The 11,085-nt window shown below is 64.8% G+C and carries 12 protein-coding genes; 6 read left to right on the top strand and 6 right to left on the bottom strand.

From position 1 onward, the window contains the following. Positions 1-117: 117 nt before the first annotated feature. Positions 118-1,365, bottom strand: coding sequence for an MdtA/MuxA family multidrug efflux RND transporter periplasmic adaptor subunit (locus tag LV28_RS29755; protein WP_025250395.1), 1,248 nt, complete (start codon positions 1,363-1,365; stop codon positions 118-120). 209 nt (positions 1,366-1,574) lie between these two features. Between LV28_RS29755 and LV28_RS29750 the strand changes: the two genes are divergently transcribed. The 3 genes from LV28_RS29750 to LV28_RS29740 all read left to right on the top strand — a co-directional run bounded on the left by LV28_RS29750 (position 1,575) and on the right by LV28_RS29740 (position 4,244). Beyond that, on the top strand, positions 1,575-1,934 hold the full coding sequence (locus LV28_RS29750) for a hypothetical protein (protein ID WP_023872087.1): 360 nt from the start codon (positions 1,575-1,577) through the stop codon (positions 1,932-1,934). Between the two features lie 203 nt (positions 1,935-2,137). After that, complete coding sequence (locus LV28_RS29745; RefSeq protein WP_028730836.1) at positions 2,138-2,857, top strand: response regulator; 720 nt, start codon at positions 2,138-2,140, stop codon at positions 2,855-2,857. Between the two features lie 109 nt (positions 2,858-2,966). Beyond that, the gene (locus tag LV28_RS29740) at positions 2,967-4,244 is read left to right on the top strand and encodes an ATP-binding protein (RefSeq protein WP_023872089.1); all 1,278 of its coding nucleotides are present in this window, start codon (positions 2,967-2,969) and stop codon (positions 4,242-4,244) included. A gap of 273 nt (positions 4,245-4,517) precedes the next feature. Here LV28_RS29740 and LV28_RS29735 read toward each other — a convergent pair whose 3' ends face one another. Beyond that, positions 4,518-4,808 (bottom strand): H-NS histone family protein, encoded by a 291-nt coding sequence (locus LV28_RS29735; RefSeq protein ID WP_023594626.1) that lies wholly within the window; start codon positions 4,806-4,808, stop codon positions 4,518-4,520. 868 nt (positions 4,809-5,676) lie between these two features. Between LV28_RS29735 and LV28_RS29725 the strand changes: the two genes are divergently transcribed. Both LV28_RS29725 and LV28_RS29720 read left to right on the top strand, forming a co-directional pair. Then, positions 5,677-6,279 carry a GNAT family N-acetyltransferase gene (locus LV28_RS29725; RefSeq protein ID WP_023872091.1) on the top strand — a complete coding sequence of 201 codons (603 nt, stop codon included), beginning with the start codon at positions 5,677-5,679 and terminating at the stop codon, positions 6,277-6,279. Positions 6,280-6,355: 76 nt separating this feature from the next. Further along, positions 6,356-7,738, top strand: a complete 1,383-nt coding sequence (locus tag LV28_RS29720; RefSeq protein ID WP_023594623.1) for an MFS transporter — start codon at positions 6,356-6,358, stop codon at positions 7,736-7,738. Between the two features lie 20 nt (positions 7,739-7,758). Here LV28_RS29720 and LV28_RS29715 read toward each other — a convergent pair whose 3' ends face one another. The 3 genes from LV28_RS29715 to LV28_RS29705 are packed head-to-tail and all read right to left on the bottom strand — an operon-like array spanning position 7,759 to position 8,917. Next, positions 7,759-8,184: a DUF6691 family protein gene (locus tag LV28_RS29715; protein ID WP_023594622.1), complete on the bottom strand. Its 426-nt coding sequence runs from the start codon at positions 8,182-8,184 to the stop codon at positions 7,759-7,761. After that, positions 8,181-8,627 (bottom strand): YeeE/YedE family protein, encoded by a 447-nt coding sequence (locus LV28_RS29710; protein WP_023594621.1) that lies wholly within the window; start codon positions 8,625-8,627, stop codon positions 8,181-8,183. The genes LV28_RS29715 and LV28_RS29710 overlap by 4 nt, the downstream gene beginning before the upstream one ends. A 5-nt stretch (positions 8,628-8,632) precedes the next feature. Further along, positions 8,633-8,917, bottom strand: a complete 285-nt coding sequence (locus LV28_RS29705; protein WP_023872093.1) for an ArsR/SmtB family transcription factor — start codon at positions 8,915-8,917, stop codon at positions 8,633-8,635. Positions 8,918-9,231: 314 nt separating this feature from the next. Between LV28_RS29705 and LV28_RS29700 the strand changes: the two genes are divergently transcribed. Continuing rightward, complete coding sequence (locus tag LV28_RS29700; RefSeq protein WP_023594619.1) at positions 9,232-10,101, top strand: MBL fold metallo-hydrolase; 870 nt, start codon at positions 9,232-9,234, stop codon at positions 10,099-10,101. On the opposite strand, the gene LV28_RS29695 is transcribed toward LV28_RS29700, so the two are convergent. Next, a complete protein-coding gene (locus LV28_RS29695; protein WP_023872095.1) occupies positions 10,088-10,972 on the bottom strand; it encodes a LysR family transcriptional regulator in 885 nt (294 codons plus the stop codon). The genes LV28_RS29700 and LV28_RS29695 overlap by 14 nt on opposite strands. Between the last annotated feature and the right edge of the window lie 113 nt (positions 10,973-11,085).

Below are 11,085 nucleotides of genomic sequence, written 5' to 3'. Positions count from 1 at the left end.
GGGGCTGCCATCCGGCGCCGGGCCGGGCGGCGTGCTCGCGCGGGATCGCGGGCGCGGCGGCGTCCGGCGTCGCCGCCGGGCCAGGCCCGGCCTCACGCGGGATCGCGCGGCGCATCGTCACTGCGCCTGGCGGCGATGGCCGCCGTTGGCAGCGGCGCCGCGCTTGTCGCCCGGGGCGCCCGGGGCGCGCGGGGCGACGGCTGCCGCCCGGCTCTCGGGGGTGATCACCTCGACCTTCGCGCCGTCGCGCAGCTTGTCCATGCCGTCGATCACGAGCTTCTCGCCCGGCGCGATACCCGCTTCGACCGCCACGTTGACACCGTCCGTCGGGCCGAGCTTCACCGTCTTCAACTTGACGGTGTGGTCGGGCTGCACGGCGTAGACAAAGCTGCCCTGCGTGCCGCGCTGCACCGCGGCGCTCGGCACGAGCGTGGCACCCTTGAGCGTGTCGACGAGCATCTTCACGTTGACGAACTGGTTCGGGAACAGCACGCCGTCGAGATTCGCGAACTCTGCCTTGAGCTTGACGGTACCGGTGGTCGTATCGATCTGGTTGTCGATCGACGCCAGCTTGCCGTCGGCGAGCTTGATCCTGTTCGCGCGGTCGAACGCTTCGACCGGCAGCGCTTCGCCGGCGCGCGATCGCTTGACCACCGACGGCAGATTGTCTTCGGGGATCGTGTAGACGACCGTGATCGGGGTGACTTCGTTGATGATGACGATACCGTTGGTGTCCGAGGCGTGGACGATGTTGCCCGGATCGACCTGTCGCAGGCCCGCCAGGCCCGACACCGGCGCGGTGACGCTCGCATAGTTCAGCTGCAGCCGCGCGTTGTCGAGTTGCCCCTGGTCGGACTTCACGGTCCCTTCGTACTGCTTGACGAGCGCGCGCTGGGTGTCGACCGTCTGCTTGGCGATCGAGTCCTGCGTGAGCAGCGTTTCATAGCGGGCCAGGTCGAGTTGCGCGTTCCTGAGCAGCGCCTGGTCGCGGGCCAACTGACCTTCCATTTGCGTGACCTGCACCTGGAACGGACGCGGATCGATCTCGGCGAGCAACTGCCCCGCCTTGACCATGTCGCCTTCCTTGAAGTGCACCTTCATGAGCTGGCCGTCCACGCGAGAGTGCACGGTGACGCTGCGCGTCGGCGTGACAGTACCCAGCCCGTTGAGGAAGACCGGCAGATCGCCCGCTTTCGCCTCGACGGCGGTCACCGGCGTGGCCGGCATGCCCGCGCCGGCCATGCCGCCCGGCGGACCGCCGCGACGCCCGCTCGCCTGCCCCGGACCCTGCGCCTTTGGCGCGTGCAAACGGTAATACACGCCGCCGGCAATGAGCAGGACGATCAATCCGATGATGCCGGGCACGAGCCATCGGCGCCGGCGCGATTCGGCAAGCGCGGGCGTGGCGGTACGTGGCGTCCCGTTGGGGGACGTGGGCCGATCAGAACCGTTCGGTGGTTCCGAACCGTGGGGACCGTGCTCGGTCATAACTTCCTCGTAACAGCGGAGTCGTTGGCGGATTCGTCCGTTGGGGACGACGTTTTTTTCGGTCGGTTTGCTGCGGCGCGGCAAAGATGCCCGAAAACCTTGCGGGGCCGCGCCTGAAGCCGGATTTGGCCGATCAGCATAGCAGACCGACATGCCTTCGCGCAGGCGCGGCCCATGCGGGCGTCGCCGGCGTGACGCGGGCGACGCACCTGTCTGGTTTTTTCGTGCCGCCGGCTCAAGATTGGCAGTGCTGTGAAAAGACCGAAGGCACGCGAGATGGTTCGCGTCGAATCCTTGCGTCGCATTTCGAAGCGGCATCGGACCGAGGCAATTCATCCGCACATTTCGTCGATGCACGCCTGTCGACGCGCGTCATCGCGGAACGTCACCTCATCCGGCCGCGGCGGTGCCGTGCAATGCCTGATCGCGCCATTCTCGCCACATGAAAACATGCGGAATGCGCGACTGGGTATGCGGAAATGGTGAGATTGAAGCTTACGTGATGCGTGCGAAAATCGCGCGTTACGCGGGCTCGCTCTATTATTACGCATCGTTACAGGCCACCAAGACTGTAATGTCCGGAAACAAAATGCGTGTCTGGGCGCGCGCCGAGGCCACTATCATGACGACACACCCTGTCCGATCGAATATGAAAATTCTTGTTGTCGACGACGATCCCGACCTGCGCGACCTGCTCAGAGAGTATCTGAGCCGTCACGGCTTCTCCGTCGCGGTCATGCACGACGGGGACGGGCTGGCCGCGCGCCTGGAGCGTGAGCGCCCCGCCCTGATCGTGCTGGACCTGATGATGCCCAAAGTCGACGGCCTCACGGCCCTGCGCGACCTGCGCGCGCGCAACGACGACGTGCCGGTGATTCTGCTCACCGCTCGCAGCGACGAGATCGATCGCATCGTCGGACTCGAGATCGGCGCCGACGACTACCTGGGCAAGCCGTTCAGCCCGCGCGAGCTCCTCGCGCGTATCAACGCCGTGCTGCGCCGACGCAAGACGCCCGATGCGGCGGTACCGGAACAGCGCGAGAACTACACGTTCGGTCCGTTCGTACTCGACTTCCGCAGCCGCACGCTCACCCGCGACGCGCAATTGCTCACGCTCTCGGATGGCGAGTACGGCTTGCTGCGCCTGCTGGTCAACCACGCCATGCAGGTGCTCTCGCGCGAACGCATCATCGAATTGCTCTACGGCGCGGAGAGCGACGTCAACGACCGCGGCATCGACGTGCAGATCTGGCGCCTGCGCCGGCTGCTCGACGAGGACGCGCAGAGCCCGCGCTTCATTCAGACCGTGCGCGGGCGCGGCTACATTTTCGTCCCCGACGGCCAGCGCGCCGACATGGCCACCGGTTAATGAAGCGAAACGCACGGCGCCACGCTGTCCGGCGCCGATATTCCCGGTCTGACAAGGATTCCGGCATGCGGCCGATTTTGGACATTCCGTCCCTCATGCGGAGCATGGCATGAAGGGGCTTCGCTTCGACACGCTGTTCGGCCGGCTCGCGGTGATCATCATTGCGGCGCTGGTCATCAGCCATTTCTCGTATCTGACGATCCTTCGCAGCGATCACGACGAAACGCGCGTTCAGAACGCCGCCGAGCAGATGGCGTTCATCATCAAGGCCGCCGCCGAGGTGCACGACGGCAACTCGGCGCTCACGCTGCCCGACCTCGTGCAGGTCGTGCCAGTGTCGTTCGCGCACGGCGACGTGTTCGAGCCCGCGAGCAAAAGCGCACGCCTGACCACCGAACTGGCGCGCCGGCTGCCCGCCGGGACGCAATTGCGCGTGGAGCGCACGCCGCCGCCGCGCATCTGGGCGCGCCTGCCCAACCGCGACTACTGGATTGCCACGCCGGTGTTGTCCGTGCGAAATCCGCCGGGCACGGCAACCATTCTTCCGGGCCTGGCCGCCGTGCTGGGCATTACCGTCATCTTCGCGCTGTTCGCTGCCTGGCAGTTGCAGCGCCCCGTGCGCGACATGGCCGCGGCGGCCGAGCAACTGGCCACGCATCGCGTGCGCACGCAGGTCAAGGAGCGCGGCCCGCTAGAACTGCGGCAGTTGACAGAGCGCTTCAACCGAATGAGCCACGACATCGTGCAAACGGACCGGGAGCGCAACACGATGCTCGCCGGCATTGCCCACGACTTGAAAACGCCGCTCGCCCGCTTGCGCCTGCGCGCGGAAATGCTCGAAGACATGCAGATGAGCGAAGGCATCACGCGCGACGCCGAGTCGATGACCCGTATCGTCGATCAGTTCCTGCTGTTCGCCCGAGGCGTCGAGATGGAGGGCGCGGCGTCGCCGGTGGAAGCGCGCATCCCAGCCTTGATCGCACCGTTTCTCGACCAGGGCTATGCCATCGATCTGGATCTTCAGGCCGGCCCCGGCTTCAAGCTGAAGCAGACGTATCTCGAGCGCATCGTGAACAATCTGCTCGATAACGCCGTGACGTACGGGCGCGCGCCGCTCACGATCCGAACATCACAGGACCCGGGCGGCTGGCGTCTTGTTATCGAAGACAGCGGCCCCGGCATTCCCAACGAGGACATCAACCGTATCGTGCGGCCCTTCGTGCGCCTCGATCCGGCGCGCGGCGGCAATGCACACTGCGGGCTGGGACTCGCCATCGTCGACAAGCTCACGCAGCAACTCGGCGGCCGTGTGTCGTTCAGCAACCGCCCTGCCGGCGGCTTGCAAGTCACCTTGATGTTCCCTCCGGACGATACGAACGCCGCCTAGCGCGCCGGATGCCGACGATGAAAAAACCCGCCATCGATCAACGAAGGGCGGGTTTTTTTCGTGCGTGGCGCTGCATCACATCAAGCCACAGCCAGGCGATCCGGGTTGGGGGGCAATGCGATAACTGGGCTGCTGCTTTACTGCTCTCAGGGACACGGTGAAGATGGCCGCCGCTTTGCGCCGGCGCCTGTTGGCACGCGTTGCCGCGACGCACCGCCCCCAACCTCTCCCTGGCATGTGACCGGCAGCGCCGGCCCGACGTTTGCCGGCGGCTTACTTGATCAGGAACTTCTCTTTGTTCTTCCCGACCCATTTCGGCGCGCGGCCGCGACCCGACCACGTTTCGCCCGTCGCCGGGTTCATGTACTTCGGCGCGATCTGCGCACGAGCGGCGCGACGACGGCCATCCGTGGCCACCAGGCCCAGGTCTTTCGCCGTCAGTTCGTATTCCTGGATCTTCTGTTTGACTTCTGCAATGACCTGAGCCACTTCACGGGCGCGGGCCTCTTCGATCTGCTTTTCGATCTTTTCGCGCTGGGCGACGAGTTCCTTATAGCTTGCCATCTGGCGTGTCCTTACGTTGTTAAAATGGATCGCCACTTAAAATAACACGAGTTTTAATTATTTGAAAACCGCATTTCCGGCAAATGGGGTTTGAGACGCGAAAAAGTAATGAATTATCCGAGTGGCACCTCGGAATATGCACAAAGTCAGGGCACGATTCCGGGAATACCGCCGGATTGTTCACATCATAATCCCAGCGCATGCCACTTCAATTTCTTCGAGATTCCCGGTGAATCCGAGGGGCCTGTCATCAGGACTCCACAATGCCAATTTAGTTCACTACGCATCGAACAAGACGTGGAAAGCATTCCCCCTCGACTCGCGGGAGCGTCCCGACTTCTTTTTCCCGATAATTCGGCGCGGAAAATATACGATCGCAAATACTTAATCGCTATCCGATCAGTCTGTTATCCAAAGCAGCGTCGGCACTCGGACGATTCGCATCGGGGCGACGCAAACTACGGATACCAAACGACAAATCCCGGCCAATCCGTCCATATGGCTTTCGGCGAACATTAATGACGCCTCCGGATTTCGACATGCCTGTCCATCCTAATGAACGTTTCCTCGATATCGGAGCTATCCGCAATCGAATTGTCCACGATGAGCGTTCGCGAGTCGGTATTATCAAGGTCCACCGGAGAAATGGCGCTTATGACGGATCCATTGACGTATACGTCAAACTCATGCGGCAATGTCATTTCCCTAAACGCAGGAGTTTTCGTAAGATGGGGCCTAACGCCCGCTGTGGCCTGTCAGGTCTGGATTTGCCCCGTATATCCAGATTGGAAATATCGAAATTAAGCCATTCCTGATTTGTCGCAATCGGCGAATACTCGCGCCGACGCCATGGAGACACTGCCCGCGCATGAGCCCTTCGCCCGTCACTTCGAGTTCGCCGTTCGACACCGACGCGCCGGTCCTGCGCACCGAGCGCACGATCCTGCGTGCTTGGCGCGCCGACGATCTGCCGCCGTTCGCCGCGCTCAACGCCGATCGCGAGGTCATGCGGCACTTCCCGACAACGCTCGACCGGGCGCAGAGCGACGCCGTCGCGCTTCGGCTGGCGAAGCATCTGCACACGCACGGCTACGGACCGTGGGCACTGGAAATTCCCGGTGTGACGCCGTTCGCCGGATTCGTCGGCCTCATGCGCGTCGGTTTCGACGCGCCGTTCGCGCCGGCGGTCGAGATCGGTTGGCGGCTGGCGCAAGCCTGGTGGTCGAAAGGGTACGCGACGGAAGCGGCCATTGCCGCGGCGCAATTCGCCTTCGACACGCTGCGGCTAAGCGAGCTCGTATCCTTCACGGTGCCGGCGAACGTGCGCTCGCGCGCGGTGATGGAGCGCATCGGCATGCGCCATTGTCCCGACGAGGACTTCTTGCACCCTTTGATTCCCCCGGGGCACCGCCTGCGTCGTCATGTGCTGTACCGGCTCGAGGCAGACGCGCTGGCGTGCGGCACGCGGTAGGCGTCGCCTCCGCGATTGAAGCGCCTGTTTAATTCGTGGGAGAATTGCGCTCTTTGCGCCAGCAGCCTCCCCCATCGTGTCGCGCGCCGTCATCATTCCGCTCATCATCGCCTGCGCCCTGTTCATGGAGAACATCGACGCCACGGTGATCACCACATCGCTGCCTGCCATGGCACGCGATCTCCATCAGGATCCGATCTCGCTCAAGATGGCGCTCACCGCCTACGTGGTCGGGCTGGGGATCTTTATCCCTGTCTGCGGCTGGGTCTCCGATCGGTTTGGTGCACGAAACGTATTCCGCACCGCGATCGGCATCTTCATGGCGGGCTCGATCCTGTGCGCGGTATCGTTTTCGCTGCCGACCTTCGTGTTCGCCCGCTTTCTGCAAGGCGTTGGCGGCGCGATGATGGTTCCGGTCGGTCGTCTCGTGATCTTTCGGACCGTGCCCAAACATGACCTCGTCAAGGCCATCGGGTATCTGACCATGCCAGCGCTCCTCGGCCCGGTCATCGGCCCGCCGCTCGGTGGCGCGATCACCGCCTATTTGCACTGGCGCTGGATTTTCTTCATCAACATTCCCGTGAGCCTGCTCGGCATCTATCTCGCGGGCAAGTACATCGACAACGAACGGGGCGGCAACGCGGGACGCCTCGACACGCTCGGCTTCATTCTCTCGGCGCTCGGCAGCGGCCTGCTCATGCTGGGTCTGGCGCTGATCGGCGAGCACCAGGTCGACAACGGCGTGGTGATCGCGATGTGCGTCGCGGGTGCACTGTGCGTCCTTGCCTACTGGCGTCATGCCAATCGGGTGCAGGCGCCGCTGCTCGACTTCCGGCTGCTGCGCATTCCGACGTTCCACGCCAGCGTGGTGGGCGGCTCGCTCTTTCGCATCGGGCTGGGCGCCGTGCCGTTCCTGTTGCCGCTGGCGTTGCAGGAGGGACTGCACATGGACCCATTCGAATCGGGGATGATCACGTGCGCCTCGGCGTTTGGCGCGATCTTCATGAAGGCGATCGCCCAGCGCGTGCTGGCGAGATTCGGTTTCCGGCGCGTGCTGATCGTCAACGCCGCGCTCGCCGGCGTGGCGCTGTCGTCTTATGGCCTGTTCACGCACGACACGCCGGTCCTTGTGATGCTCGCCGTGGTGGCGTTCGGCGGTTTTTTCCCCTCGCTGCAGTTCACGTGCCTGAACTCGATCGTCTACGCCGACATCAAGAGCGCCGATGCGAGCCGCGCGACGAGCCTCGCAAGCGTGGTCCAGCAACTGTCGCTGGGGCTCGGCGTAACGATCTCGGGCATGGTGCTGCAAGCGAGCAGTCGCCTGGCCGGTCACGACCGACTCACCGCCAGCGACTTCCTGCCGGCGTTTCTCGTGATCGGCCTGTTCTCGGTGCTCTCGATCCCCATTACCCGCCAGTTGCCCGCCAACGCCGGGACCGAACTGGCGCGCAAGCGCTGAAACCACGGCCCGGCACGACGTCAGGACTTCGCGCCGGACCGTGTCGCGACCGCGTGAATCGCCATCCCGATGAGCATGGCGACGACGAAGATCAACCCCTTGCCCGAGCCCGCGCCGAGCAATACCAGCGCCGGCCCCGGGCAGATGCCCGCGATCCCCCAGCCCACGCCGAACACCAACGCGCCGACGACCAGCCGCTTGTCCAGCTGGCGCAGCGCGGGCCACGCACGCGGCTCGCCCGACCACGCAAGCGGGTTTGCGCGAGCCAGACGGAAGCCGACGAGCCCGACCGCGATGGCGCCGCCCATCACGAAGGCGAGCGACGGGTCCCAGCGACCGGCAAGATCGAGAAATCCAAGCACTTTCGCGGGGTTCGCCATGCCCGCGAGAATCAGCCCCGCGCCGAACGCGAGGCCGCCGATGAACGCGAATGCGAGCTTTTTCATGCGGCACCTCCCACGTTGAGCACATGGCGCACGACAAAGACCGTCAGGAAGCCGGTCGCCATGAAGCAGAGCGTGGCGACGAGCGAGCGCCACGACAGCCGCGACAAACCACACACGCCGTGGCCACTCGTGCAGCCCGAACCAAGCCGCGTGCCGAAGCCCACCAGCAGTCCCGCCGTCACGAGCATTGCCGTGCCGGCATCGATCTGCGCCTCCGGCACCACTGCGACCAGACGGTACGCCCAGGGCGCGAGCAGCATGCCGACGATGAAGGCGATCCGCCAGCCCACATCGCCGGCATACGGTCGCAGCAGGCCCCCCACGATGCCGGAGATCCCGGCAATGCGCCCGTCGGACAGCATCAGCCAGACGGCTGCGGCGCCGATCAGAGCCCCACCGGCGAGCGCCGACCAGGGGGTGAAATGCAGAGTATCGAGTGTCATGGCAATCAGGCTTTCGGACAGAATTGGGCGTAGAGACAGGCGAGCACGGCGAGCACCGCGCCGTCGGCCACCGAGTAATAGATGCGCTTGCCCTCGCGACGGGTCGTCACGAGCGCTTCGGTGCGAAGCACGGCGAGTTGCTGCGAGAGCGTGGGCTGACGAATGTCGAGCTGGGCTTCGAGCTCGCCGACCGACAGCTCGCCCTGCGTCAATTGGCACAGGATCAGCAGACGGTCTTCGTTGGCCAGCGCCCGCAGCAGGGCGCTAGCTTCCTGCGCGGCCGCGCGCAGCGGCGTGACGTCGAGCGCACCGGCAACGGCCTTGGCGCCCTTAGCGCCCTTTGCGTCCTTATCGTCGGTGTCGTCCGTGTCGGCCGCACCTCCCCCCGTCCCCGTCGGAGCGACGGACGGCGTCGATTCGGCGGACAGGGCCGACAGGAGGGATAGCGTGCTGGTTCGGGGCATGGCAGGATCGAAGCAAATGGGAAAGTCGGGCGCGACGCCATGTCGCACCCCTCGCAAGCCGTTCTCCATTTGTCACCGGCATCGCGTACACTTTACTGGTTTATAATATATCAATTCATAAATTATTGCAGGAGCCGGTCATGTCAGCCACCTCAGCACACATCGAAGCCTTCTTCGACAACGTCACCGCCACGGTGACTTACGTCGTGTTCGATGCCCCGGGCGGCCGGGCGGCGATCATCGACCCCGTGCTCGACTACGATCCGAAGGCGGGCCGCACGCATACGGCGTCGGCCGAGCGGGTGCTCGCTTTCGTGGCGGACAAGCAACTCACCGTCGACTGGATTCTCGAGACGCATGCGCACGCCGATCATTTGTCGTCGGCGCGCTGGCTCAAGGAGCATGTGGGCGGACGCATTGCCATTGGCGCGCACATCCGCGACGTGCAACACGTGTTCAAGAAGCTGTTCCATCTGGGCGCGGACGTGCCGCCGGACGGCTCGCAATTCGACCACCTTTTCGAAGACGGCGAGACGTTCGCGATCGGCGCGCTGCAGGCCGAGGCGATGTTCGTGCCGGGCCATACGCCCGCCGACATGGCCTACCGCGTGGGCGACGCCGTCTTCGTGGGCGACACGCTCTTCATGCCCGACGTGGGCACCGCGCGCTGCGATTTCCCCGGCGGCAATGCCCACACGTTGTTTCGCTCGATTCGCCGTTTGCTGTCGCTGCCGGAAGCGACACGTCTGTTCATGTGCCACGACTACCCGCCCGCCACGCGCGCGCCCAACTGGCAGACGACGGTGGCGGAGCAGCGCCGCGCGAACATTCATGTGCACGACGGCATCGATGAAGACGCCTTCGTCGCCATGCGCGAGGCGCGCGACCGCACGCTCGAGATGCCCACACTGATCCTGCCGGCGGTACAGGTCAACATTCGCGCCGGGGACATGCCCGCGCCCGAGGCCAATGGCACGCGTTACCTGAAGATCCCGCTCAATGTGCTGTGAGTTGCCCGGCCAACGCTTCGCGCGCCTGCGTGACCCACGTCGGCTCGCCGCGACGCGCGGGCAGCAGGTGAAACTCGGCGTCGGGCAGCGCCGGTAGGCGGCGCCCGGGCATCAACGTCTCGATGCGTGCGAGCCCGGGTCCCGCCGCCGAGGCATTCAGGCAGGCCACCCCGAGTCCCGCGCTCAACGCCAGCTTCAACCCCGCCACCCCCGACGCCACATGCGCGATCGTGTATGGGACGCGATGCCCGTCGAGCCATTGCGTAGTGAACCGATGCAACGCGCACGTGTCGGGCAACACCAGCAATGGCAACGGCTCGCCCGCTGACAGCGCCAGGTCGGCGGCGGCTACCCATTCAAGCGACTCGCGCCCCAGCGCGCGGGTGCCGGCCACGGTGTCGCGCCCGAGCGATTTGCCGAGGATGCGCATCGACAGCCCGATATCGAAGTCGCCGGTCTCGTAGCCGGATTCGATCTCGCCGCTTTTGAGAATCGTTACGTGAATGCGCAGCGCCGGGTACGCCACCCCAAGATGCCGCAGCATGCGCGCCACATCGCCGGGGCGGAAGTAATCGGTGATCGCCAGTCGCAACTCTCCCGCCAGCGAATAGCCGCGCACGTCATGCCAGGCGTGCTCCGACTGGGCAAGCAACTGACGCGCATGGGCGAGCAGGCGCTCGCCGGCGGGCGTGGTGGCAACACCTTGCTTGCCGCGCGTGAACAAGGTCACCCCGATGCGCTCTTCGAGCTTGCGCATCTGCTCGCTCACCGACGACTGCGACAGGAACACGCGCGGCGCCGCGGCGGAAAGGCTGCCCGCCTCGGCTACCGCGACGAAGGTGCGCAGCTGATCGAAATCGAATCCGGGGATCATGATTTCATCCATTCAAGAAACCGATGGATGAAATCGTATATTCCCGCTTTTCCGATGTCAAACCGGCCCCTAGACTGAAGGCGTTGTTTCCACAGTCCTTCCGATCCAGG

Source organism: Pandoraea pnomenusa (assembly GCF_000767615.3).
In the GTDB taxonomy this organism is placed as follows: Bacteria; Pseudomonadota; Gammaproteobacteria; order Burkholderiales; family Burkholderiaceae; genus Pandoraea; species Pandoraea pnomenusa.
The sequence above is the reverse complement of the archived record's forward strand: the minus strand, read 5'-3'. Positions and strand labels throughout refer to the sequence as shown.

Bases quoted from the DNA above. Each gene is read 5' to 3' on its own strand.
- LV28_RS29750 (WP_023872087.1), top strand. From the start codon at position 1,575: ATGCCCGAAAACCTTGCGGGGCCGCGCCTGAAGCCGGATTTGGCCGAT.
- LV28_RS29745 (WP_028730836.1), top strand. From the start codon at position 2,138: ATGAAAATTCTTGTTGTCGACGACGATCCCGACCTGCGCGACCTGCTC.
- LV28_RS29740 (WP_023872089.1), top strand. From the start codon at position 2,967: ATGAAGGGGCTTCGCTTCGACACGCTGTTCGGCCGGCTCGCGGTGATC.
- LV28_RS29735 (WP_023594626.1), bottom strand. From the start codon at position 4,808: ATGGCAAGCTATAAGGAACTCGTCGCCCAGCGCGAAAAGATCGAAAAG.
- LV28_RS29725 (WP_023872091.1), top strand. From the start codon at position 5,677: ATGAGCCCTTCGCCCGTCACTTCGAGTTCGCCGTTCGACACCGACGCG.
- LV28_RS29715 (WP_023594622.1), bottom strand. From the start codon at position 8,184: ATGAAAAAGCTCGCATTCGCGTTCATCGGCGGCCTCGCGTTCGGCGCG.
- LV28_RS29710 (WP_023594621.1), bottom strand. From the start codon at position 8,627: ATGACACTCGATACTCTGCATTTCACCCCCTGGTCGGCGCTCGCCGGT.
- LV28_RS29700 (WP_023594619.1), top strand. From the start codon at position 9,232: ATGTCAGCCACCTCAGCACACATCGAAGCCTTCTTCGACAACGTCACC.